Origin of the sequence: Myroides sp. ZB35 (genome assembly GCF_001865835.1) — a bacterium.
In the GTDB taxonomy this organism is placed as follows: domain Bacteria; phylum Bacteroidota; class Bacteroidia; order Flavobacteriales; family Flavobacteriaceae; genus Flavobacterium; species Flavobacterium odoratimimum.
Genome location: NZ_CP017769.1, coordinates 3,513,265 through 3,538,752 on the forward strand (window position 1 = coordinate 3,513,265; position 25,488 = coordinate 3,538,752).

A 25,488-nucleotide genomic window follows, 5' to 3' on the forward strand; every position below is an offset into this window, starting at 1 on the left:
TCTCTCCATTTTACAATTGCTTAAAACAATCAACAAAAGATTGAACCATTTTTTCCATCGAGCGTTCATTATTATAAAAATGAAAAGCATTATGACCTAATTGTCTAAATGACTCTATACTAGCATTTATATCCTTTAATTTATTCGATATTTCTAAAGCAGATACATTATTCAACATTACTCCATTTTCTTGATGAATAATATTTAAATGTTCTCCACCAGAAATAGCATTTTTATATGTCATAAATGGCACACCAAAACTAAAGGATTCTAAAACAGACAAACCTGCTTGCTTCGGTGATATAGTCATAATAGAACGTTGGAAATAAGGAAGTTTCGCTTCAAATGTCATTATTTTACCCGGTAAAATAATACTATCTTCTAATTGATATTTCTCTATATTTTTTTTAATATTATCTCGTTCAGTACCATCACCAATAATAAATAATTTTTTGATAATAGGACTAGATTGAGATTGAATATATTCTCTAAACCCCTCTACCAACACATCTAATCCCTTACGATTATCAAGACTTCCAATAAATAAAAAAGAGTCTTTATTAAATTGACTACAATCAATTTTTAAAGGATTTTCTATAGTATTATTGGCTATAAAGACCTTTCTTTTATTTTTTCCCTTTACAAATTGTACAGGAAAACCAGAATAATAAACAATTCCATCAGCATAATTCTCTAAACAACTTCTGAACTTAGCAATTAAATCTCGTTCAACTGTTAAACCATTCGAAGATGATACTCCAATTCCCCAATGAACTAATTTATATTTTTTAAATATGTTCAAACAAGATAAAATAAAATCTATATAACGTATATTTTGCATATATACAACTATATCATACGCACCTAATCTAGGTGTTTTACGATAAAAAAAAGGACCTAAATTTATCTTTTTTAAATTGAGTTGTTTAAATTTTGTATTATCAATATTCTTACCTGTATGCATTACAGTAATTTCAAATCCTTTTACTTGTAAAAGATTAAAAAAAGGTATACGATAATGCATTAAATTATGATCCAATATAAATGCTATTTTCATTTAAAACTTAAATTTAAAATATTGAATAGTTTTATCTGCGCGATGTTGATCTTCATAATTATCCAAAACATCTTTTACTATTGCTTTCATTTTTTCTTTACCTATTTTATTTTCATAATTCTTTAATACTTGATAATCTTGAATACCTTGAATAAAGTACCTCCATCTAAGACTTGATAATACTTCATCATTTTCATCTAAATAAAGAACTGAATAATCCTGACTACCATTTAAAGCAACATTATAATTGGCTTCAGAACTTGCTTTTAAAGCACTATAATTCCAAAAACCTACTCCTGTTAAATCATTATAATATGCATTCCATGCCATCAATCGATAATCTTTATAGGGTTCCTTTTCTCTAGAATGATCAAAAACATGATACATCCAAAACTCCTTACTTTTAATTATATTCGATTTTTGAACTTGAAAATTAGACAATTGAACAATATCAGCATAGGAAGACACTTCAAGAGATTTATCATCCACAATCGTAACAAACGTTTTAAAGTTATTAATACTTGCTTTTCCCCATTTGGTTAACTCAATAAAATTACTAGTTTCGTGTGGTTTGATCTCATCATAAGGATAAAAGTAGATTTCATTTTTATCTACACCAATTTTAGAGAGCTCATCAATCATTAAATCATACCATGATTTAAAATTGGTTTTCCATTTGTCATCTAATACATTTTCTGCATTAAATTTTTTTGCTGCATTTGATTTTAAATTATTAAAAATTAGTATTTTTTTATTATCTAGTTTTTTAAACTGACTCAAGTACTCCCTCAATTTTAAAAAATCCTTTGTACCATATTTATCTATAAATGCCGAGTGTACAACAATAACATCAACTCCTGCATTCTCTAAATCAGTTAAAACAAAATTCTTATTATCTGAAAGTAAAGGTTTATCCAAATAAGCCCAAACATTAACATGTAATTTATTCTTCCCTACGTCAATTCGTTTACTCTCTGATGAAATTCTTTCTACCTTTTTAACGATACTATTATCTACTATATTTTTAATTGTAAATCCTCCATTAAAATTGGTAATAACAAAAAACTTATTTTCACCACTTTTTAAAACACTATTTCTATTATTTATTGGTCTTAAAGCATCCCATATAACCCTACCCTTCAAACTAGTAACAGGTAAAACTTCATAAACCTCACTATTACTATTCATCTCTATTTCAAAAGATATCTCCTTCTCCTTCGAATCATTATTAATTAAAGACATGAAGAAAAAAGATCTAGGTAATGACTCAACTTTGTCAATCTGATTGCTTTTTGTTTCCTTTACATTTTGTATAACATCTTTTAAACTAAAGGTTCTCAATTCTTTAATACCTTGTACTGGAGTAAATACAATTCCACTAGGTAAAGACCTTAACTGCAATTCATTTTTTTCATTTTTAACTTTATCTTCTAATTCTAATAAACTTTGCTTTGTTAGTGATTGTATTTGAAACTCTTTTATATTCTCTGAGTCCCCAATAAATGTTTGAATGGCTTTTATACCAACATATTTTTCCTGCAGACTAGCTGACTCCGATATACTCTCTTTTATAAAACGTTTCATGTCATCAATCTGAACGATTTTATTTGTACTTTTATACTGACTTAAATCACTTCTTCCAAGATTAAATTGGCTTCCAAAAACTTCAATTTCATCAAGAAAAACAAATTTACTTTTTGTCGTAATTACAAGTTTTACATATTGCCCTATTAAATCTAACTGATCTAATTTAAAAGAACTTACTTTATATAGTCCACTAACATTTTCATTATGAAGCATCAAATCACCTCCATATATAAATTCCTTATTATCAATACTACTGAAAACTAAACAATTTAATGGATAATCAACTTCTGCATCTGTATTTCTTGCAGTATTAATTAATATACCTTCTATAGAAAAAATAGACTCTAAATCTAAATCAATTTGAATTTCACTTCTGTTAGCCCACCCAACAGTTGAATTAGTTTGCCAAAATCTATTCCCAGTTTTTTTTTGTCCATCCGTTAAATCTTTATCATCACTACCTCTTGTTGATGAATAATTAGGCTCTTCAGAAAACATATATTTTTTATTAAACGCAATATTCTGACTACTCACATTATTACTACATGATGAAATTAAGAGCACAGTTAAAACAATTGAAAAAAACTTCATTTATTTATTTTTAAGATTTTCATAAATAGCTATATAAATAGTAACGAAGTTTGAATAATCATATTGTTCTATTTTTTTTCTTGCATTATATGCTAGATTTCTTATCAGTTCAGGTTTCCTAACTATTGTAGTTATATTATCGACAATATTCTGAGGAGAATTTGGTTGAAACAATATCCCAACTTCATCATGATCAATAAACTCTGGAATCCCCCCAACTTTAGTTCCCATAACTAAATTTCCAGTTGCCATTGCTTCATATAAAACATTTGGTAATCCTTCATTTAAAGAAGGGATAATCACAATGTGAGATTCTTGCATCAGCTTATTTATATCTTCTTTTGGAACGGCACCAATAAACTCAATATCAATATTCATTGTTTTAATATCAAATTTAATAACATCTGCATTGGGGCCACCAATAACAAATTTTAATCTAGGATTAGAAATATCTAATGTAGCATCTATTCTTTTAATTGCATCAAGTAACGTTAATCCTCCTTTTAAGTTTCCCATATTAGGAAATCCTCCCAAAAAAAGCACTTTAATCTCTTGTTTTATTTCAGAAAATCCAAATATAAATTTTTCTAATTTAACACCTCGATATATAACTCTTTTAGTTATATCACCTATAGTAACAAATTTCTCAAATTCATCTTGTAGAGCTTTAGAATTGAATGCAAAGAAGTTACAATTACTTAATGCTTGACGATATGATTTACGTACTAATGACTCTTTCAAATTTAAATTAACATCCGACCCTACAAACTGCAAAAGATACTTTCTACTATAAATTGAAGCTAACATATTTGTGTAAACAGCTGCATTTCCATTTATACCGTGTACAACATCAACATCTTTTAAACTCCCAAATACTTTTGATCTTTTGATTAGTTTTTTGAAAATCAATTCAGATATTGTTTTTGCTCTAAAAACCTTTTGAGGAACCACACAACCTACTTCAATAATTTCTATTTTATCTTCAGTAGAATAAAACTTAATTAGAGATCTACCTGGTTTTAATGCTCTCAAATAAACAATACTCACTTGATGACCAGTATTTATTAATTCTTTAGCAAAATTTAAATTATAAACACTTCGAGCAGGATTTTTAGTATCTGGTAAGCCTGTAACCACTAGTAATATTTTCATTTAAAATAAAGTATTATAATATGGAAAAATTTCACCTGCTCCCAGTTTTCTAAAGAACATAACAAAAGCATATAAAACAACAATAAAAACAGCTAACTGCCTAGGTTCTAATTTCGTCACATATAAATAGTAAGGCAAATATATTATTTGAATTATGGCAAAGTATAATACAATACGATCCCCAAAAGGAATACGAATAACCAAATTCGAAACAATAATAAACACATAGAAAAGTTTAAATAATCTCCCCCTATAATCGGAGGTTTTCATTAAAAAATATAAAAATAAACTCAAAATTAACAAATAAGCAAAATTTCCTGGAATCGTTCCTAATTCATATGCTTCTACATATTGCAAATAACCAAATAAACTACCTGCCAAAGTAAACAAAGGACCAGATAAAAATATACCTATGAAAATAGTAATACCTGAAATAAGCAATAAAAAACGATCTTTATTTGGTATTCTGTCAATAAATAATAAAAACAAAGACAAAATTGCTGTAGTATGAAAGCCTGTGGCTAATAAGACAAAAAGAACAAATTTCTTTTTCTTATCATCGATCAAATAAACCAAAGCCAATAAGGTAAACCCTACTGCAATAGATTGTCTTGTAATATTTAGAGAAAATAAATAAAAATACAGTGAATAATATAAGAATAATGAAAAAAACTTATACGGACTATGGCTTTTAATTACAAGATATACAGGTACTAAAACGAGTAATGATGAGATGATTAACAACAAATTAAAATCTCCTCCAACATAAACGACCAACTGGTTCAAATATCTCCATAAGACTTCTTGTCGAATTTCAATGCCTCTTTGCATTCTCTCAAACAACATAAAATATCCTTTAGTATCTGTACCAACTAATTCACTCCTAAACGCACTTAGAATAAAAAGTAAAATAAAAGAAATTCTCAATAATAATTTTGACTTTGTCAAACTGAGAATTAAAAATAGAAAACTTAAAAAAACAAAAAAAACCATTTAAGCTCAATTTAATATAGATTTATTATATCTTCTATCATCCATGCTTGAGGATTAAAAGTTCCTTCATTCCAGTTTAAATTTTCATCCCAATAACCTGGACAAGCATCATAAGCATCAATAGCATAACCATAGCTAATTTCAACTACTAACGGCTTGTTTTCATGAAATACATAATCAAATGCAATACTTTGTGCTTTAATCTTATTATTTATTTCGAAACTTGCTTTAATCATATCTATATTAATAGCTTCTTTATCATAGCGAATATCTCCACTACCTGATGCTCTAAAATCACCTTGACGAACTCCTCTTGTTATAGCGAAGGCCCTATTACCTACAATAATTACCCTAGTATCATATGAATTATTAGGTATAAAATCTTGAAAATAAGCATAACCTTTCTCTCTACCACTCATTTTTGCAAATAATGTTGGTACAAAAATTCTATATACTCCTTTCAAAACCCCTAGAAAAGTATCCTTACCTAATCTAAACTTTCTAAATCTTTCACGTAAATGCTCAAATCTATCAAATTGAGAAAAACCATTAGAAAAAGCTTTTTTAACAAATTTTATAGCATCGTTTTTAGTATGTGCTAGTTTTACATTTCTCGATCCAGAACCTCCTTTCAACTTAAAAACTTTAGGAAAGGTAGTTTGCTCTATCCAATCCAAGGCAGTCTTCTTATCATAAAAAATATAACTAGGTACAAGAGGTGCGTTTATAGCTTCTAACAAATATTTTTGAGCGACTTTATCATCAAAATGCCAACCAGTATTAAAGTCAGGAAATACCTTAATACCAATTTGTTCTAAAGTATTAAGTATATTTTTAGCTGCAAGAACATCTTTATAATTAGTATGTAAATGATGCCACATTAAAAAATCGCAATCTTGAAGTTCATAAATGATATCAGTTGCATACGCGTCGACTAACTTAAAATCGACTTGATTCTCTTGACAATATTGAATCCAACGTTCTGAAAAACTACCTTTTCTATGATGTATTGCTATTTTCATTTTATAACTATTTTAATAATTCTAAATTATGCTTCATTAAAAGAAAAAGCAACTCTTTTAAGTCAAATGTCTTTAAATCAACCTTCAATCTTCTAACAACTATATTCTTAAAATATCTTCTCTTGTCTCCTTCTAATCCAGATAAATCAATTACAGATAATAAAGATTTATGGTACTCAGACTTACCAATACTAATCTTATTCTCTGCATCAACCCTATAAGTAGCAGTAACTTTTGAACTTTTTATAATGTTATTTTTACTTGCAAGGCGCGCCCATACATCAAGATCTTCACCTCTACTTAATTTTTCATTAAAATTACCGACATCAATAAAACAACTCTTATGTACCACAGCAATACTCGTCCATATTAGAGGCTCTCTCATTGCTTCTTTAAAATAGTTTTCAATCTTAAAAATATTTGTCTCCCTAGAGTGTTTAAAAAATTCACGCTTATCAGAATATTCAAACGAAGTAACATACACTTTTTCATTTGAAAAATGATCCATCATTCCCTTTACTTCCCTTAAATGATTTTTTTGCCATAAATCATCTCCATCCAAAAAAGCAATCCAACAATAATTTGCCTCATCTATACCCCTATTTCTTGCACTTGACACACCTCCATTTGGCTTATTTATAATACGAATACGAGGATCTTTAAATTCTTGTACTTTTTCTATACTTTGATCCTTAGAACCATCGTTTACAACTATAATTTCAAAATCTTGCTCTGTTTGATTCAAAACAGATTGTATTGTATTTTGTATACTTTCTTGTTTATTATACAAAGGAATAATAACTGAAAACATCATAATAAAATTTTTGTAAAATTATCTTGAGCTAATTCTTTCATTACATCTACATATAAAGGGAATGAATACTCTTTTGGTTCTGCTAAAACGCTCAATATCTGGTTAGCTTTTTCTGCTACATCATATTCAGAATTATACAGTCTAAATCTATCATTATACCCAATATCCATAAGAAAATCACTACATTTTCTATGATACTCATTTAACATAAAAGGAGTGTTGGCAAAGCAAGCAAAAATAGAAGCGTGCAAACGTGTTGATACAACAAAATCACAATCTGCAATTGAATTCCATACAAGCTTAGTGTTCTTCTGATACCCTATTAATTCAAAGCTTTTTGGATTTACTTTTAAAATAGTTTCTTGGGTTAGTTTTAAATCCCCAAAATTTAAATTTCCATTAATCACATAAAATCTAAAATGAACTTCCTCTTTTTTATCTAATTGCTTTAACAAATCGACTAATCTTTCATTACGTTTTATTTCTTCAACTACATCCATACCGCTATGAACTGATTCTACTGGGCAAACACTCACTCCTATCACTTTTATATTTTGCGAATCTTTTACTTCTTTTGAATAGTCATAGATACCTGGCAAAAGCGCCGCTAAATCGAAAGCTCTAATAGGTTTATAAGGTAATTCTAATGAATTAGCATAATCATAAGAAGTTTGGTCTCGAACAGCTAAAAAATCAATAGACTTTAAATACTCCTTTATTGCCTCTTCATCCTTAATTGAATTAAAAGGACCAATGGAAACTCCGATTCCACCAATTTTTAATTTTTTATTTCTTTTTTTTTCTTTTACAGCTATCATCTTTGGATTCTGCTCTAACATTTTACTATGAATAGTAGATCCACCTGCTGATATAAGATAATTTGTCTCTTTAATCAGCTGAGTTAACTGTAAGCCATATGTCTTAGGCATTGTAAAAGGATATCCCTTTGAATCTACAATTGTATCGGGTAGATTTTTTGAAATAGCTAAAAAACGATTATTCTTCTTATTCCAATAATTTTGACTTCCCCATGATGCTACTTCTACAAAGGCATCATCCCCTGTATTTTTATGTCCATAAAACCCAGTAAATAATATATCTGTTTTAAACATCACTTAGTTTTTTTTAATAGATTTTTAATTGTTGTCATTATCTCTTTTTCAAAGAAAAAAATCAATATAAAATAAAGCACACAATAAACAACACTAGTAATAATTAATATAACAAAATCATATTCCCAACTCTTTATTAATCCAAACACAAAATAACTCAAAGCCCCACTAATAATTCCAATTGCGAAAAGCTTATAAATATGACTAACCTGCTGTTTTACATTGTAATTTATTAATTTTCCACAAAAATATGCATTTAAAAAAGCAAAAAGTATTGATGTAATAGTTAATGAATAAACCATTGCCATTATACCAAAAGGCAAAGCGCAAACAATAGCTAAAACTCCAATTGTCTTCTTTATAATTTCTAACTTTAAAAATAAATCACTTCTCCCCTTAACTTTTAAAATATTCAAATTATAGGTTCCAATTGGTCGAAAAATAGACGCTATTGCTAAGACTTGAAAATATGGAACAGCAGGTAACCACTTATCTCCAAATAAAAACCTAAAAAAAACTTCAGCAATAACAAGTAATAAAATCATGATAGGTATTACAACTACAAGAACTAAACGCATAGATGCCTTATAAGCTTTTTTTAATTCAATATCATTAGATAAGTTCGAGAACAAAGGGTAGGTCACTTTTCCCATAACAGTAGAAATCTGATTTACTGGTAATAATCTCAAATTATCTGCTTGATTATAAAATCCAACAATTGCAGGTGAAAAAAACTTTCCTATAACAATATTATATGAATTATTGTAAATTGTATCTAATATAGCCGATAAAGTCATCTTATATCCAAAATCAAAATGATGTCTAAAAGTTGCTTTATCAAAACTAAAAGATGGTTTCCATTTTATTAAAATCCAATTTTGAATAGTAAACATTAAAACTTGACTTATGTTTAACCACACTAAACTCCATACTCCATATCCAAAATAAGCTAACGTAAGACCAACTATAGCACCTAAAATAGTTGATGGTACTTGAAGTTTCATTTGAAGTTTAAAATTCATTTCTTTTGTTAGTTTTGCAACATGAACAGCTACAAAAGCTCGAATAACAAAAGTTAAAGCATATATTCTAACAATGTTCTTAAGAGGTTCTAACTGATAAAAATCAGCTATAAAAGGAGCACTAAAAAAAACTAAAATATAAATACCTAGACTCATCATTAAATTTGTCATAAAAACGGTAGAATAATCTAGTTGTGTAGGCTCCTTAAGTCTAATAAGAGAAGAGGTCATCCCTCCATCCATCAAAACTTGACCAACTGCAATAAATATACTAAGCATTGCTATCATACCAAACATCTCTGGTAATAGCATACGAGCAAGGAAAATTTGAACAATAAAATTAATAAGTTGAATGCTAAATTGCTGTGCAAATGTCCAAACTACTCCATTAACCGCTTGTTTTTTTAGATTTTCATTCAATGTGTTCTCTAGTTATAATCTTATATCACATTCAGTTAACACACCTTTCACATCATACAAGATAGCTAAATCCTTTTTCAAAGAATCAAAATTTAACTTTAACAACTCTTTATGTGCAACACCTAATACAATAGCATCAAACTGATTATTTGGTAGTACTTTTAAACTCTCCACTCCATACTCATGCATAACTTCTGCTGGATTTGCCCATGGGTCATAAGTAGTTACTTTCACTCCATAATCTTCTAAAGCAGCTATTACGTCAACAATCTTTGTATTACGTACATCAGGACAATTCTCTTTAAACGTTACTCCTAACATCAACACCTCTGCCTTGCTTACATTAATTCCTTTTTTAATCATCGTTTTTACCACCTGAGACGCTACGTATTCCCCCATAGAGTCATTCAGACGACGTCCTGCTAAGATAATCTCAGGATGATATCCTTTTTCCATTGCTTTTTGTGCTAAATAATATGGATCTACCCCAATACAGTGTCCTCCCACTAAACCCGGTTTAAATGGTAAGAAGTTCCACTTTGTACCTGCTGCTTCTAATACAGCATGTGTATCAATATCTAATAGATTAAAAATCTTCGCTAATTCATTCACAAAAGCAATATTGATATCTCGTTGAGAATTTTCAATTACTTTAGCCGCTTCAGCTACCTTAATCGTTGGAGCTAAATGAGTACCTGCTGTGATCACAGCTTTATAGATATCATTTACCACTACTCCTATCTCCGGTGTACTACCAGAAGTTACTTTCAAAATCTTCTCTACGGTATGTTCTTTATCTCCAGGATTAATACGCTCTGGCGAATATCCACAGAAGAAATCTTCATTAAACTTTAATCCTGATACTCTTTCTAATACAGGTACACACTCCTCCTCAGTAACCCCTGGATATACTGTTGATTCATAAATCACGATATCTCCTTTCTTCAATACTTTCCCCACTGTCTCAGAAGACTTATATAGAGGAGTTAAATCAGGACGGTTATGCTTATCTACTGGAGTAGGTACAGTCACCACATATACATTGCAATCAGTGATATCACCCATATCATAAGAACAGAATAGTCCTTTTTCTCCGCCATGTAACACAGGATTAGTATCAACTAAAGCAGACTGAAGCACTTCATCAGATACTTCTAAAGTACTGTCTTTCCCTTCTCTTAACTCTGCAATACGTCCTTTGTTAATATCAAACCCTACTGTAGGAAATTTACTTCCAAATAATCTCGCCAAAGGTAATCCTACATATCCTAATCCTATAACTGCAATTTTATGTTGTGTACTCATTTACTTAAACTGTATTTTATCTTCTTACTATTTTAATTCTATTTAATTCACCTAAATTAAAGTATATCTTTGTGTTCCCAATACCACTTAACAGCCTCTTTTAATCCCTCACGAATTACATGAGTAGGTTCATATCCTAACAAAGATTTTGCTTTATCTACAGCGGCTAAAGAGTGAGCTACATCTCCTTGACGATTAGGGCCATGTTTCACTTCTACATTAGCAATATTACCGTCATATTCTGTTAAGAACTCTTTTAGGTAGCCTACTAATTCATTTAGATTCGTTCTATCTCCTACAGCTGTATTATACACTGTATTAACTGCTTCAGGGCTAGTAGTCAGCATTGCACGCTCATTCATCTGAATTACGTTATCAATATAGGTAAAGTCACGAGAATTTTCTCCTGTACCATTAATCGTAGGACTCTCGTGTTGAATAAACTGTTTAGTAAACAATGGAATAACCGCTGCATAAGCACCTCTTGTATTTTGACGACGTCCAAATACATTAAAGTATCTCAATCCTATGATTTCTATTCCATACGTTTTAGCAAACACATCTGCATACAATTCATTTACATATTTTGTTACTGCATAAGGAGAAAGTGGCTTTCCAATAATATCCTCTACTTTTGGTAAAGTAGGAGAATCTCCATACGTAGAAGAACTCGCCGCATATACCATACGTTTCACTCCGCCATCACGCACTGCCACTAACATATTTAAAAACCCATTGATATTTACCTCATTAGATGTAATAGGGTCATTAATAGAACGAGGAACTGACCCTAATGCAGCTTGATGTAACACATAGTCCATTCTAGTTACTGCCTTCTGACAAGTCTCTAAATCACGGATATCTCCTTCAATTAATTCATAGTTAGGATTTGACATAAACTCCTCAATATTATGCTTATATCCTGTTGCGAAATTGTCTAAACAACGTACAAAATATCCTTTATTTAAAAAATATTCCGTTAAATTAGATCCAATGAATCCTGCTCCACCAGTAATTAATATTTTTTTCATATTACTTATTTATACCACAAAAATCTAATACAACTTTGTTTGTAGGAATTTCTATTGTTTTAAACTCATTATGAGCTACTAAGAATACAATGATATCCGCTTTCTCAACAGCTACTTTATAATCAGTCAGTTTAAATACTTTATGATCATGCACGTTAGGTTCTACGATAAACATATCTGCATCTCCCGAATCTTGTAAAATACGTTCTGCAATATAGATAGCAGGTGATTCACGCAAGTCATCAATATTTGGTTTGAATGCTAATCCCATAACAGCAATAGCTGGTTGACGACCTTCTTTCAATTCAAATTCTAAACGCGCTGATTTAACTTTCTCAGCACACCAGAATGATTTATAGTTATTAATCTCACGTGCTTGAGCAATAATTCTTGATTCCATAGGGAATTCTGATACAATAAAGTAAGGATCTACTGCGATACAATGCCCACCAACTCCACATCCAGGTTGTAAGATATTTACACGAGGGTGTTTATTTGCTAACTCTATCAATTCCCATACATTAATACCTGCTTTGTCACAAATAAGAGATAACTCATTAGCAAAAGCAATTTGAACGTCACGAGAAGAGTTCTCAGTTAATTTACACATCTCTGCTGTTCTAGCATTGGTTTTGTGTAAAGTTCCTTGTACAAACTGACTGTAAAAAGCTACTGCTTTATCTGTAGACTCTGGATTAACCCCACCAATTACTCTATCGTTGTGTACCAACTCATACATTACATTTCCAGGTAATACACGCTCTGGACAATAAGCTAAATAAATCTTTCCTGCTAACTCTGGGCGCTCTGTAAAGATATACTCCATCATCTTCTCAGTTGTACCTACTGGAGAAGTAGATTCAATAATATACAAATCTCCTTCTTTTAAAAGAGGTAGAATTGCAGTAGTAGCTGCCCTAACATAAGAGATATCAGGTTCGTGATTTCCTTTAAAAGGAGTTGGCACTACCACTAAATAAATATTCGCCTCAATAGGTGTTGTAGCCGCTTTTAAATACCCTGCTGCAACCGCCTCAGCAACTGCTTTATCTAAATCTGGTTCCACAATGTGAATCTTTCCTGCATTAATAGTATCTACTACATGCTGTGAAATATCTACTCCATGCACTCCTATTTTATTTTGTGCTATTAGTGCAGATGTTGGTAATCCAATATACCCTAATCCTATTGTTACTACTTGTGTATTCATTTATATATCTTTATTTAAATAGACGCAGTGTATTGCGTCTCTACAATTTTCTTTTCTATTTAAAATACTATGTATCTACAGTTTTCCGATAAATTCAACGATACGAGCGCAAGCTTTACCATCTCCATAAGGATTGTGTAATTGTGTCATCTTCGTGTATCGTTGCTTATCGGTTAATAAGCTATTAGCCTCACTAACTATCTTTTCTTTATCAGTCCCAACTAATATTACCGTACCAGCTGCTACAGCCTCTGGGCGTTCTGTAGTATCACGCATCACAAGCACTGGTTTACCCAAACTTGGTGCTTCTTCTTGAACCCCTCCACTATCAGTTACAATCATATAACTCTTGTTCATTAACCATACAAATGATGGGTAAGCTAGTGGATCAATAAGCTTAATATTATCTATGCCTGAAAGAATCTCATATACAGGTCCTTTTACATTCGGATTTAAATGTACTGGGTATATAATCTGTACATCAGCATGAGTAGTTGCTATTTCTTTTAAGGCCTCACAAATACGGATAAAACCATCACCGTGATTCTCACGTCTATGCCCTGTTACTAAAATCAACTTCTTAGTAGAATCAACAATCTGTTTTAAGTTATCTATCTCAGCATTTTGTAAATCTTCTACTCGCTCTACACTTTCTAACAAAGCATCAATTACCGTATTACCTGTAACTAATATATCTTTCTGTGCGATATTTTCTCTAAGTAAATTCTCTTGAGAAGCTGTAGTTGGAGCAAAGTGATAATCTGTCACTCTACCTGTTATCTGTCTATTTATCTCCTCTGGAAATGGTGCACGTTTATGGTGTGTTCTCAATCCTGCCTCTACGTGACATACTTCAGCTCCACTATAAAAGGCAGCTATACTAGAAGCCATAGTTGTAGTTGTATCTCCATGAACATACACATAATCAGGTTTAAACTCTTCTAATACATCTTTTAAACCAATAATGATATCCCCTGTTAAAGAATACAAATTCTGATTCGGCTTCATTAAATTTAAATCATACTCAGGTATAATATCAAAGAATTCCAACACCTGATCAAGCATCTCTCTGTGTTGTGCAGTTACACATACACGAGTATCAAATTTGTCATTATGCTTTTTAAACTCTTTTACCAAAGGAGCCATCTTAATAGCTTCTGGTCTTGTACCGAATACAATTAAATTTTTCTTCATATCAATTTATATTATTACAATCTACTATCTATTATTTTTCTATCTAATGCTGCTTTCGCATCAAAGATAACTGCAGGCGAAGATACCATATTCTCAATATTAAGCTTACGGAAATCCTCATGAGCAGTCGTTAACACTACTCCATCATAATGTTTACCACTTAAAGGCAATCTATGATCATTCATTTGAAAACCTTTATTAGTGATATACTCTATATTTGTCATCACCTCTATCCCATACTCCTCTCTCACTTCCTCAACATTTACCCAAGGATCATAAACATCTACTGCTATCCCATAAGACACCAACTCCTCATAAATCTTCGCTACCTTCGTATTGCGGGTATCAGGGCAGTTCTCTTTAAACGCAAACCCCAATAATAATACTCTAGAGCGACTTACATCAATTCCCTTTTGTATCATCAGTTTTACGACCTTACTTGCAATAAACACAGGAATCTCATCATTCACACGACGTCCTGATAAAATCGCATTTAAGTAATCCCCTACTTGAATAGCTTTATGCGCTAAGTAATACGGATCTACAGAGATACAGTGTCCTCCTACAAGTCCTGGTTTGTATTTAAGAAAATTGAACTTCGTACCTGCCGCTTCTAATACATCCTGTGTATCTATCCCTAATCGATCAAAGATTAAGGCTAATTCATTTACAAAAGAGATATTGACATCGCGCTGTGCGTTCTCTATCACTTTGGCTGCTTCAGCTACTTTTAAGGATGGTGCTTTATGTGTTCCCGCTTTGATAATGGTGCGGTATAAATCATCTATATAATCCGCTACTTCTGGTGTACTCCCTGAAGTAACTTTTATGATCGTCTCTAAAGTATTGACCTTATCTCCTGGATTGATACGCTCTGGTGAATATCCTGCGTAAAAATCTTTATTAAATACTAACTTAGAAGTCTCCTCTAATACAGGAATACACTCCTCTTCTGTACAACCAGGATATACGGTAGATTCATAAATCACAATATCTCCTTGCTTTAATACAGTACCTACTAATTTAGACGATGATTTTAATGGGCTAAGATCAGGAGCGTTAAATTGGTTAATCGGGGTTGGTACCGTAATGATATATACATTAGCCTCTGCGATATCACTGATATTCGTACTCGGTTTATACCCTTTAATCCCTCCTGAATTTTGATAAGTAAAGATAGACACCTTTAGCTGGCTTTCGTCTACTTCTTTTGTAAGGTCGATACCTTGCTGTAATTCACTTACACGACTTTCTTTAATATCGAATCCCACTACTGGGAAATGTTGTGCAAAAGCTAGTGCTAGAGGCAATCCTACATAGCCCTGCCCTATTACAGCAATCTTAACTTCTTTTTCCATACTTTTTTTCATTATTGTTACTGTCTAAAGATACCGTATCGTCAGTAAGTGTCAATGTTTTTTAACAATAAGTTACAAATGTACACTTTTAAAATATTGGTACTAGCAAAAATGTGATTTTTTGTGCGAAGTGGTGTTTTTTATTAGTAAAGGCTCCCTCTTTCTTTTTCCTATATTTTTTTAACTACATCTTTTTTTATTACATAAACCTTAATGAAGTCATCTTGACTTTTTAGTTTTCTGAAATTTCTTTAGCCCTATAACAATAAAAGCGATGAAATTCCACGCCATCCAGCTATAAAGTGTGGTGTCGAATCTATTGAGTAAAGAACGAAAACTATCTAACCAAGCATTGGTTCTTTCAATAGCATATCTTTCTTTGTATAGTTGTTCATCAAAATAGTCATCTTCACTATCTTGCCCATTTCGTTTATTAGGATAGATGTTAGCTATTATTTCTTTATCACTCATTATTTTTCTAAGTTTCTGAGAATCAAAACCAGCATCAGCATTAATAAATAATCCTGAGAGAGATATTTCAGCATTAGTTAGTTGACTAGTTATATCTTCAAAATAGATTTCTATATCAAATAAATCATTGTGATTTCCTGCTATCGGTTCTGACATAGTTAATGGTAAACCTTGACGATCTGTAAAATATAAAGAATTAGTCGTTTTACGTTTTTTTCTTCCTTGATAAGCTTCTTGTTCTCCTCCTCTTAAAGCTGTAGTATGACTTCCATCTAAATCTGCACTTGACAAATCAATAAGAGACTTATTCTTTTTTAATAATTCAGTCCAACAAGATTGCCATACACCTGCTTTACACCAATTACGAAAATGTCCAAATACTGTTTTATGACTTAATACCTCAGAGCTAAACAAAGCTTGAACTGGTAAATAACTCCACTTAAATACCTGTTTTTAGTTTGTATAATATAGCATTAACTATCTCATAAAGGGGAGCTTTTGATTTAAATCCTCTTTTTGGAAGTGGTAAATGTGGAACTATATCTAATTCTATACTATCTTTGTGGAGTACTTGGTACACGGGGTTGTAGGTTTTGTTGGTTTAGCGACACAAATTTCTATAACCCTTCTTTATTTTACAAAAGTCAAGACGACCTTAATTTGTTAAGCTCATCAATCATAGCAGTTCTTCTTGGATATAATTCTTGAAGGGTTTTTATAGTAGTTTCTATTTTTACAGATTGATTAATAAATCTATCTTGTAATTCTTTAATAATGTAAGCTAGACTTCTATAACCTGACCTATTATTAAGTCCTTTAGCCTGTAAAAGTACTAATGGCATTAAAAGATCTACTAAAACAAAGTCATCGTAATGCTCTTGTAAAACATCAATATAACTTAGCACTAATCCTAGATCTTTAACCTGACTCACTAAATTAAACAAATCCTGTATCATATTTTCCAAAACATAAACCTTACCTAATCTTTCCAGTAACATTCTATTATATGCATCTCTGGTCATATAAGTATTTTTCTTACAAAACTTATCTACATCTTGAATTACTTCGTTTATATAATCCTTTAAAACAATACTCCAATTAGAATCCGTATAGGTGTTTTTCCACTTAATTATATACTCAGATTTATCCCCCTTACTTTCTAGGGCAAACTTTTTATATAGACAGCGCATCTTTTCTATATCACCGCTTAACTCATAAATCTCTAAAAGAAGACATTCCCACCTAAAAACAAGCCCTAAATAATCTAACTCCTTAGCTTGTTTAATACCTATATAAACTTGTTCTTTAGCCTTGTCAAATTCTTTATTGTCTTTATAATAGTTAACCAGTCTAATCCTTACATCTGATAGCTCTAAGTTATTCATTAAAGTGGCTAAAAAAGAATCTATATCCTTATAATGTTCAAAAAAATCTAATTTGAGCTTAATAAGGTGTTCAAGCAAAAAACGATTATCTTTCTCTTTACTAGCCTTTTTATCAATATAGGTTAAAAAACGTTCTTTATTTTCCGTTTTAAAACAAAGCATTTTATATGAGTCTAATAAATCATAGCCATAGTCTCCATAGTCAAAGTAAATCTCTTTGTTTATTTGACTTTCTAAAAACTCTATTAGTTCTAATTTAAGCTCACCTATTTCTTGTGATTCTATTAGCTTATCTAAATACTGCAATATCTCAGATAACAAAACACCTATATGCCCACTACTATCATCACAATACTCTACAACTTTAATTACTTCTGTTAAAGCCGCCTTTATAATGTCTAAAGACTCTTTATACCTGTGACGTTGAATCAACACCTCTAAAGTCTCTAAGTGTTCTTGCAACTCACTAGCAAGTCTTGGTGTGTTATTATAATCTATAAAGCCCTTATAATTATAAGAGCTTATAATACTTTTTAAAAGCGCTCTATACCTATTTTGAATATCATCATTTTTAAACTTATCTGAGAAATAGGTCTCTAGATCCAGTTTAAACTGAGGATTCCTCTCACTGTAATACACAATAAACTCTTCTAATTCTTCTTTTTGAATTTCTTTTAAAATCTTATCTATCTTTATTTTATACATTGCTGACTTTTTATTATACTCTCTACTTAAACTTACTAAAAGAAACAATTACCACTTCACGCTTTCATAATCAAAATAATCATCATCAAGCTCTAAACTTGTTACCTTAATTTTTAATCTTTTAGCCTCACGTTCTAGTTCTTCTCTGCAAAGATTATAACCCAAAGTTCCATAACAGGCTTTCTCTAGTAATCCTGGCAAGGCCTTAAAGGCCTTTTTACCACCATTTAGCAAGAAGTATTCTAAGTTAATTTTTCTCATATAAATATACAGGCAATCATTTAAGGTATCTATTCTACCGGTTATAAAACCTTTTAATTCTAAAGCTGTTTTTAAGTCAAATTCATACATTGCTTTTTCCATCCAATACTCAAACTCTAACAAATGTGCTAGAGCTAGTTTATTAGTTGGCAATAGACTTTGCTTGTATCTAATGGCCTGAATAAAAATATTCCTTGAACCCACGATAACCAACATCCATAATAAACAGATTCACTACCACTTAAATGGCCCGAGTTTCGCTTTAATCTACTATCATTAAAGGCTTTTCTAATTTCATATAAAACCCCGCTTATAATTTTATCACAAGAATCAAATTCTAAATCTGAATCATAGATTTGATCATTAAAGAAAATAGAAAAAGAGTCATACAACTCACTTAAATCTTCACGACTTCCCCAAAGCTGAAAACCTATAGCATTTTTAGTTGGGTTAATATAAAACATAGTCTTGTCTTTTATTTTTTACAAGATAAAAATAGTTTTTTCTCAACAATAACAGCAAAGTTCATCTTATTAAAAATAAACCAAGTCTTTTAAGAATAAACACCCCCTTTAAGAGTCAATAAGATAAAAAAGAAGCAACAACCTATATTTTTAATATTCTAATTTTTAAAGATATAAAACTATGCAAAGCGAAGATGACTTAAGAGCCGTTAGTATTATTATACTACTTCTGCACATTTACTGGTTCTGTTACTCTTTATTTATACGCCTTGGGCTAACCCACCATGTGATTGATAAAATCCTTTTAGGATTTAACGCTAAAGCAAGTTTATTTCTCTATCCTATCTACGCGAAGCTATTTTCTATTTTATTTCTAGGACTGAATCTTTTGGGATACGCAGGGGTAAAAAATCACCTAAAAGAAAATAATTATTCTATTTTGTATTGGAGCATCACTTTTCTTTCTAAACTCATCTCTAGCAGTTAGGCTATACATTAGTAGTTTATCTATAGGATACATACTGCTTCTTGTTTCTGAAGCTTATATAAATAAGCTTATTTAAAAAAATAACATTACAACGAAGCTTAAACTGCGCAAGGTAAAGTTTTTTAATAGAGAGCATAAGAGGGAATTCTTGTTTATAACTAATCTTTTCCAAATAAAGTCGGATATGATAGCTACCTTATACAAACTGAGATGGCAAATAGAAGTTGGGCTTTCTCAAACTTGGTGAGTTTTTGTAAGATTCATCTGTTTAACCATATTAAACTATTACATTTCTTAGAAAATCCTGAGCAAGATTGGATTATTGAAGATCAAGAGATAAAACAACTTTCTTTATTTTGACAGCCTATTTATAGTCTAACTATGAGATAAAAACAATATAAAGCTTACTATCAAGATAGTATGATAAAATAATCTCTTAATAATAAGTTTTATCGGACACTAATGGGTAAGTGTATACTTTTCTAAATATCTTTACGTTTAATTTAAATAAATCATTCAATCTTTATATATGCCTATAGACAAATCTTATTCAAAAATTTAATTAATGAAAAAAGCCATTATTTTATCTGCCACCTTACTAACATTTACCTTATCAAGCTACTCACAAAGCGATACAAATACAATAGAACACCAATTTAACACACTAATTAGCCAATCAAATAATTGGCAAAATTACAAGGTAGTAGAGAAAAATAAATTACAACAAGTACAACAAAATGTAAAGGATTCGATAAACAACCTACAAACTACTATACGAGAGAATAAGAATTCTCTTATAGAACAAAAAAAATCTATAGATTCTTTATCCAATCAATTACAAGTTCTTCAAGAAAACCTAACAATTGCAATTGATAAAGAAAACAATCTTGACTTTATAGGTATCAGTACCCATAAAAGTACTTTTAAAACAATAGTTTGGTCTATTATTTTAATACTCCTATTGGTTTTAGGTATCTTATTTATCCAATTCAAGAAAAGTTTTACCAACACAAAGGATGCCTGTAGAAAACAAATCGAAGCAGAAAGTGAACTTGAAGAATATAAAAAATCATCCTTAGAGCGAGAACAAAAAATCAGAAGACAGCTTCAAGATGAAATCAATAAAAACAAACGAGTTTAACCCATAGGATAAAGCATATAAAAGACTGAGATTTATTTTATAATTCATTAAGAGTTAGCTTTGAGTTAACTCTTAATGATTATATCATTTTTCTCTTACAACTCTCCTGGCGTATATTCAATCCCCCCCTATCTATTTTTCTATTTAAAAATGGCTAAGTACACGACAAAAATAGCATTATGTCAATAAACGGAGATACATTAAATAGACTCACTATCACTTAAATGACCCGAGTTTCGCTTTAATATACTATCATTAAAGACTTTTCTAATCTTATATAAAATACCACTTATAATTTTATCACAAGAATCAAATTCTAATTCCGAATCATAGATTTGATCATTAAAGAAAATAGAAAAAGAATCATACAGCTAACTTAAACCTTCACGACTTCCCCAAAGCTGAAAACCTATAACATTTTTTGTTGGTTTAATATAAAACATAGTCTTGTCTTTTATTTTTTACAAGATAAAATAGTTTTTTCTCAACAATAACAACAAAGCTCATCTTATTAAAAAAATAAAGCCAGCCTCTTAAGGACAAACACCCCCTTTAAGAGTCAATAAGATAAAAAAGAAGCAATAACCTATATTTTTAATATTCTAATTTTTAAAGATATAAAACTATGCAAAGCGAAGATGATTTAAGAGCCCTTTCAAAGATTTTATCTTTTTTAAGAGCCGTTAGTATTATTATACTACTTCTGCACATATACTGGTTCTGTTACTCTTTATTTATACGCCTTGGGCTAACCCACCCTGTGATTGATAAAATCCTTTTAGGATTTAACGCTAAAGCAAGTTTATTTGCACATCCACTCTATACTAAGATATTTTCTATTTTACTTCTAGCTTTAAGTCTTTTGGGAAACAAAGGGGTAAAAAATCAAAAAATCACTTTAAAGAAAGTAGCTATTTTATTTTTAATGGGAGCTGGGCTTTTCTTTTTAAACTTTTTTCTTTTAAAAATAAACTTACTTATTGTAAATATCCTATACATCACAACTTTATCAATCGGGTATATACTACTTCTTGTATCGGGAGCATATTTAAGTAGACTTATAAATCAGGAGCTTTTAGAAGATGTTTTTAATTTAGAGAATGAAAGTTTTTATCAAGAGACTCGACTTTTGCAAAACCCGTATTCGGTTAATCTTCCAACTAAATTTTACTACCGAAAAAAATGGCATAATGGATGGATTAATGTAGTTAATCCCTTTAGAGCTACAATTGTTCTAGGGACTCCAGGTTCGGGTAAAACCTATGCGGTTATAAACAGTTTTATCAAGCAGCAAATAGAAAAAGGCTTTGCCATGTATATCTATGATTTTAAATACGATGATCTTTCAACTATTGCCTATAACCATCTTCTTTTACATGCTCATAAATACAAAATAACGCCTAAGTTTTATGTAATAAACTTCGATGATCCAAGAAAAAGCCACAGGTGTAACCCAATAAACCCTAGGTTTATAACAGATATCTCCGACGCATATGAATCAGCTTATACCATTATGCTTAATCTTAACCGATCTTGGATACAAAAACAAGGTGATTTTTTTGTAGAATCGCCTATTATCCTTCTAGCGGCTATTATATGGTTTTTAAAGATTTACAAAAATGGTAAACACTGCACCTTTCCTCATGCTATTGAGCTACTTAACAAACCCTACAAAGATGTTTTTACTATTTTAACCTCGTACGACTCCTTAGAGAACTATCTCTCTCCTTTTATGGACGCCTGGCAAGGAGGAGCTCAAGATCAGCTTCAAGGACAGATCGCATCGGCAAAAATTCCGCTATCTCGTATGATCTCTCCCTCTCTATATTGGGTTATGAGTGGAGATGATTTCTCCCTTGATATTAACAATCCCAGTGAGCCCAAGATTCTCTGTGTGGGAAATAATCCAGATCGCCAAAGTATTTACTCAGCAGCACTTGGTCTTTACAACTCCCGTATTGTAAAGCTGATAAACAAAAAAGACCAGCTAAAAAGTAGCGTTATAATAGATGAGCTTCCAACTATTTACTTCAGAGGCCTTGATAACTTAATTGCAACGGCTAGAAGTAATAAAGTAGCGGTGTGCTTAGGTTTTCAGGATTTCTCTCAACTAGTAAGAGACTATGGAGATAAAGAGAGCAAAGTCATTCAAAACACGGTGGGTAACATCTTCTCTGGTCAAGTAGTTGGAGATACAGCCAAGAGCTTATCTGAGCGTTTTGGAAAAATACTTCAAAAACGCCAAAGTATATCTATTACTAGGCAAGATAGATCCACCTCTTTTTCCACTCAGCTCGATATGCTTATCCCCGCTTCTAAAATATCGTCTTTAAGTCAAGGGATGTTTGTTGGGGCTGTATCTGATGATTTTTCCCAAAAAATAAAGCAGAAGTTTTTCCACGCACAAATACTAATAGACTCTGATAGGATAAAAAATCAAGAAATGAATTATAAAAAAATACCAACTCTTACCTCTTTTACAGACTACAAAGGCAATGATCACCTAGATAGGGCTATTACAGATAATTACAATCAAATAAAAAAAGACGTTGAGCTGTTGGTTAAAAATGAAATTAAACGCATTGAAAACGATCCAGATTTAGTACACCTACTTAATAACAACAAATAAATTAAAGATAGAGATAGGTGTTTTAAAACAAACTATCTCTATCTATCTTCTAGTTTAAATACTATTTTACTGTATCAAACATAAGTCTTACGTTTTTATCTAAAAACAAATACGCTTTAAAACAAATGTTATCTCTCGCTTTAAAGATAAATACTCTACTTGTTTTTTTAAGTTCCAGTAATTCTTCAAGTTCTTTCTTAGACAGATGTACTCCAAAGACTAATCTAGGTATAGTCCAATTACAAGTTTTATTTAAACAAACAAGCCTTTGATAGCTAAGCTCAAATTTACTACCTAAACACTTAGGACAAGATCCTTTTAAAGGCTCTTTTGACTCTTTTAAATAAGAGATGCTTTGGCTTAACTCCTTAAGCTTTTCACAACTGATACTATAAAACATTTGCTTGTTTATCTCTGCTTGATTTGCCTTGAAAAATAAAACCTCAAAATCAAATAAATAAGCAAAGCTAGAAACAGGTAAATCTTTTGTTTTAAAATAATAATCAAGAGCCTTGTTTGTACAAACAAGCTTTTTATTGTCTATATACAAATACTCTTGTTTTATTAACTGATCAAGGGTTAAACTAAGACCCAAAAAAAGATCTGTAAAATAACAAAAATGTATTTGGGAAATTGCGTTTTCGTGTAAGGTTTTAATAAAATCTTTTTTTAGTTTTTTAAACAAACCCTCTATACTAAACAAAGCATTCTGCTTTTTTGTGTGTGTTGTAATATTTACAGATTCTATTTTAAAGACTTTCATACCATTAAGCTGCTCTAGAGTATCAACTTGGTTTACCAAATTATCCTTTAAGAACTCTCCCTTGTAAATCTCTAAAGGTAAATCAAGACCTGCATCATCTACAAAGAGATTTAAACTAACTTTTTTTACATCTTCTTTAGGAGTAAAACAATCTATTGTTCTTTTTACTATCAATTGATAGATTACTTTTTCACACGTATTTAAACAAGTTGGAATCTTTAAAGTAGGTATAATGCCGTGAGTTTTTAAATCACTATCTACTATCACATCTTTATAATTAAGCCTAGCTAATTTTAAAGTTAACAGCTCTTGTTTAAACAAGGGATAATCTCTTAAGGCGTTTAATAATCTTGGTATACTTGATTTATACCAACTAGGCAGATAATTATTTAAAGTAAGGGGATAACTAATAAATCTTTGTCTGTAAAGACTAAGCAAGGCCTGTTTTGTTTTACTAAAAGAAAATCCATATAATTTATTAACGCATATTATAAGACTTATAAAGTCATATAAAAGTAATTGCTTTTGCCTTAGAGTTTGTATGTTTTTTTCGCTTATCTCTACCCTTGAATCTTTATTAAGTAAATCAGATAAGTTCTTTGCTTGTTTTAGTTTTTTATACTTTTTTTCAAAAAAGCAACAAAACAGTTTCTCCTTAAAACTAAGCTCGACACTTACTCTATAGCGAGTTTTAGGTTTACTGGCCTCACTCTTTAGATGTTTTTTAGATAACAAAGCGATAAGAGCAGTTTTAATAAGACCTAATTTAATTTTTGTTCCTGTTTGATTGTAATAATACCTACTTAACCTATTTTGAACAATCTTAAAGATAAGGTCCCTGTTGTAATAAGTTTTAAAACAAGAAGTAGTATTATCTAAACATAAGTGATTTTTTAAAAAGGATTTCTCTAAACTATAAAGCCATAGGGTTTTACAGGGCTGGGTTATATTAAAGAATTCTTTGAAATACTCAAACATTCTTCTTTGGGTCTGACTTGGCTCTGTGGCTATAACAATAGATTTAGATTTAAGGATGAGACGCTTTATTAACTGCACTTTTTTACTTTGAACAACACAAGGAATGTTTTTATTAGTCCTTCTTACAAGCTTTAATTTATACTCAAAGAAGTTTTTAGCTCCAAAAGAGTCATTATCTTGTTTAAATTTTAAAGGCTTTAAGTCTACCAGGCAATCATCTATCCAAATAACTAAATGAGTCTGTGAGCTATAATAATCAAAATGCCTATTGTTTGCATTAAAAAGCGTGGCTAGAATTCTAGCCACGCTTGCTGATTGTGTTATAATAAGTTCCAT

Annotated in this window: 19 protein-coding genes and 2 pseudogenes; 4 read left to right on the top strand and 17 right to left on the bottom strand. The window is 30.7% G+C overall.

Annotated features, from left to right (window positions below):
* Positions 1–10 precede the first annotated feature (10 nt).
* From BK054_RS15570 to BK054_RS18850, 16 genes and pseudogenes are all read right to left on the bottom strand, one after another.
* On the bottom strand, positions 11–1,057 hold the full coding sequence (locus BK054_RS15570) for a glycosyltransferase (protein WP_071307481.1): 1,047 nt from the start codon (positions 1,055–1,057) through the stop codon (positions 11–13).
* Positions 1,058–3,235, bottom strand: coding sequence for a glycoside hydrolase domain-containing protein (locus BK054_RS15575; RefSeq protein ID WP_071307482.1), 2,178 nt, complete (start codon positions 3,233–3,235; stop codon positions 1,058–1,060).
* The gene (locus BK054_RS15580) at positions 3,236–4,387 is read right to left on the bottom strand and encodes a glycosyltransferase family 4 protein (protein WP_071307483.1); all 1,152 of its coding nucleotides are present in this window, start codon (positions 4,385–4,387) and stop codon (positions 3,236–3,238) included.
* Positions 4,388–5,335 (bottom strand): EpsG family protein, encoded by a 948-nt coding sequence (locus tag BK054_RS15585; protein WP_071307484.1) that lies wholly within the window; start codon positions 5,333–5,335, stop codon positions 4,388–4,390.
* A 56-nt stretch (positions 5,336–5,391) separates the two neighbouring features.
* Positions 5,392–6,402: a RimK family alpha-L-glutamate ligase gene (locus BK054_RS15590; protein WP_071307485.1), complete on the bottom strand. Its 1,011-nt coding sequence runs from the start codon at positions 6,400–6,402 to the stop codon at positions 5,392–5,394.
* A 7-nt stretch (positions 6,403–6,409) separates the two neighbouring features.
* A complete protein-coding gene (locus BK054_RS15595; RefSeq protein ID WP_083387852.1) occupies positions 6,410–7,216 on the bottom strand; it encodes a glycosyltransferase family 2 protein in 807 nt (268 codons plus the stop codon).
* Positions 7,213–8,328 (bottom strand): polysaccharide pyruvyl transferase family protein, encoded by a 1,116-nt coding sequence (locus BK054_RS15600; protein WP_071307486.1) that lies wholly within the window; start codon positions 8,326–8,328, stop codon positions 7,213–7,215. The genes BK054_RS15595 and BK054_RS15600 overlap by 4 nt, the downstream gene beginning before the upstream one ends.
* The gene (locus BK054_RS15605; protein WP_071307487.1) at positions 8,328–9,770 is read right to left on the bottom strand and encodes a lipopolysaccharide biosynthesis protein; all 1,443 of its coding nucleotides are present in this window, start codon (positions 9,768–9,770) and stop codon (positions 8,328–8,330) included. The genes BK054_RS15600 and BK054_RS15605 overlap by 1 nt, the downstream gene beginning before the upstream one ends.
* A 12-nt stretch (positions 9,771–9,782) precedes the next feature.
* Positions 9,783–11,075: a nucleotide sugar dehydrogenase gene (locus BK054_RS15610; RefSeq protein WP_071307488.1), complete on the bottom strand. Its 1,293-nt coding sequence runs from the start codon at positions 11,073–11,075 to the stop codon at positions 9,783–9,785.
* A gap of 56 nt (positions 11,076–11,131) precedes the next feature.
* Positions 11,132–12,106 (bottom strand): SDR family oxidoreductase, encoded by a 975-nt coding sequence (locus BK054_RS15615; protein WP_071307489.1) that lies wholly within the window; start codon positions 12,104–12,106, stop codon positions 11,132–11,134.
* A gap of 1 nt (position 12,107) precedes the next feature.
* Positions 12,108–13,316 (bottom strand): UDP-N-acetyl-D-mannosamine dehydrogenase, encoded by a 1,209-nt coding sequence (gene wecC / locus BK054_RS15620; protein ID WP_071307490.1) that lies wholly within the window; start codon positions 13,314–13,316, stop codon positions 12,108–12,110.
* A 75-nt stretch (positions 13,317–13,391) separates the two neighbouring features.
* Positions 13,392–14,510 carry a non-hydrolyzing UDP-N-acetylglucosamine 2-epimerase gene (gene wecB, locus BK054_RS15625; protein WP_071307491.1) on the bottom strand — a complete coding sequence of 373 codons (1,119 nt, stop codon included), beginning with the start codon at positions 14,508–14,510 and terminating at the stop codon, positions 13,392–13,394.
* A 14-nt stretch (positions 14,511–14,524) separates the two neighbouring features.
* A complete protein-coding gene (locus BK054_RS15630; protein WP_071307492.1) occupies positions 14,525–15,868 on the bottom strand; it encodes a nucleotide sugar dehydrogenase in 1,344 nt (447 codons plus the stop codon).
* Positions 15,869–16,087: 219 nt separating this feature from the next.
* Positions 16,088–16,919 (bottom strand): annotated as a pseudogene (locus BK054_RS15635) (IS5 family transposase).
* 64 nt (positions 16,920–16,983) lie between these two features.
* Positions 16,984–18,429, bottom strand: a complete 1,446-nt coding sequence (locus BK054_RS15640) for a hypothetical protein (RefSeq protein WP_071307653.1) — start codon at positions 18,427–18,429, stop codon at positions 16,984–16,986.
* A 48-nt stretch (positions 18,430–18,477) separates the two neighbouring features.
* A pseudogene (locus BK054_RS18850) lies at positions 18,478–19,154 on the bottom strand (DUF6904 family protein).
* Between the two features lie 181 nt (positions 19,155–19,335).
* On the opposite strand from BK054_RS18850, the gene BK054_RS18185 reads away from it, so the two are divergent.
* The 4 genes from BK054_RS18185 to mobC all read left to right on the top strand — a co-directional run bounded on the left by BK054_RS18185 (position 19,336) and on the right by mobC (position 23,411).
* Positions 19,336–19,641: a YWFCY domain-containing protein gene (locus tag BK054_RS18185; RefSeq protein ID WP_083387853.1), complete on the top strand. Its 306-nt coding sequence runs from the start codon at positions 19,336–19,338 to the stop codon at positions 19,639–19,641.
* Positions 19,642–19,851: 210 nt separating this feature from the next.
* The gene (locus BK054_RS18370; protein WP_156860100.1) at positions 19,852–20,001 is read left to right on the top strand and encodes a hypothetical protein; all 150 of its coding nucleotides are present in this window, start codon (positions 19,852–19,854) and stop codon (positions 19,999–20,001) included.
* Positions 20,002–20,206: 205 nt separating this feature from the next.
* The gene (locus tag BK054_RS15650; RefSeq protein ID WP_071307493.1) at positions 20,207–20,782 is read left to right on the top strand and encodes a hypothetical protein; all 576 of its coding nucleotides are present in this window, start codon (positions 20,207–20,209) and stop codon (positions 20,780–20,782) included.
* Positions 20,783–21,407: 625 nt separating this feature from the next.
* Entirely contained in the window at positions 21,408–23,411 is a 2,004-nt protein-coding gene (gene mobC, locus BK054_RS15655) for a conjugal transfer protein MobC (RefSeq protein ID WP_071307494.1), read from the top strand.
* Positions 23,412–23,472: 61 nt separating this feature from the next.
* Here mobC and BK054_RS15660 read toward each other — a convergent pair whose 3' ends face one another.
* The gene (locus BK054_RS15660; RefSeq protein WP_071307495.1) at positions 23,473–25,488 is read right to left on the bottom strand and encodes a DNA topoisomerase; all 2,016 of its coding nucleotides are present in this window, start codon (positions 25,486–25,488) and stop codon (positions 23,473–23,475) included.

Bases quoted from the DNA above. Each gene is read 5' to 3' on its own strand.
- BK054_RS15570 (WP_071307481.1), bottom strand. From the start codon at position 1,057: ATGAAAATAGCATTTATATTGGATCATAATTTAATGCATTATCGTATA.
- BK054_RS15575 (WP_071307482.1), bottom strand. From the start codon at position 3,235: ATGAAGTTTTTTTCAATTGTTTTAACTGTGCTCTTAATTTCATCATGT.
- BK054_RS15580 (WP_071307483.1), bottom strand. From the start codon at position 4,387: ATGAAAATATTACTAGTGGTTACAGGCTTACCAGATACTAAAAATCCT.
- BK054_RS15590 (WP_071307485.1), bottom strand. From the start codon at position 6,402: ATGAAAATAGCAATACATCATAGAAAAGGTAGTTTTTCAGAACGTTGG.
- BK054_RS15595 (WP_083387852.1), bottom strand. From the start codon at position 7,216: ATGATGTTTTCAGTTATTATTCCTTTGTATAATAAACAAGAAAGTATA.
- BK054_RS15600 (WP_071307486.1), bottom strand. From the start codon at position 8,328: ATGTTTAAAACAGATATATTATTTACTGGGTTTTATGGACATAAAAAT.
- BK054_RS15610 (WP_071307488.1), bottom strand. From the start codon at position 11,075: ATGAGTACACAACATAAAATTGCAGTTATAGGATTAGGATATGTAGGA.
- BK054_RS15615 (WP_071307489.1), bottom strand. From the start codon at position 12,106: ATGAAAAAAATATTAATTACTGGTGGAGCAGGATTCATTGGATCTAAT.
- wecC (WP_071307490.1), bottom strand. From the start codon at position 13,316: ATGAATACACAAGTAGTAACAATAGGATTAGGGTATATTGGATTACCA.
- wecB (WP_071307491.1), bottom strand. From the start codon at position 14,510: ATGAAGAAAAATTTAATTGTATTCGGTACAAGACCAGAAGCTATTAAG.
- BK054_RS15630 (WP_071307492.1), bottom strand. From the start codon at position 15,868: ATGGAAAAAGAAGTTAAGATTGCTGTAATAGGGCAGGGCTATGTAGGA.
- BK054_RS15640 (WP_071307653.1), bottom strand. From the start codon at position 18,429: ATGTATAAAATAAAGATAGATAAGATTTTAAAAGAAATTCAAAAAGAA.
- BK054_RS18185 (WP_083387853.1), top strand. From the start codon at position 19,336: ATGCAAAGCGAAGATGACTTAAGAGCCGTTAGTATTATTATACTACTT.
- BK054_RS18370 (WP_156860100.1), top strand. From the start codon at position 19,852: ATGGCAAATAGAAGTTGGGCTTTCTCAAACTTGGTGAGTTTTTGTAAG.
- BK054_RS15650 (WP_071307493.1), top strand. From the start codon at position 20,207: ATGAAAAAAGCCATTATTTTATCTGCCACCTTACTAACATTTACCTTA.
- mobC (WP_071307494.1), top strand. From the start codon at position 21,408: ATGCAAAGCGAAGATGATTTAAGAGCCCTTTCAAAGATTTTATCTTTT.
- BK054_RS15660 (WP_071307495.1), bottom strand. From the start codon at position 25,488: ATGGAACTTATTATAACACAATCAGCAAGCGTGGCTAGAATTCTAGCC.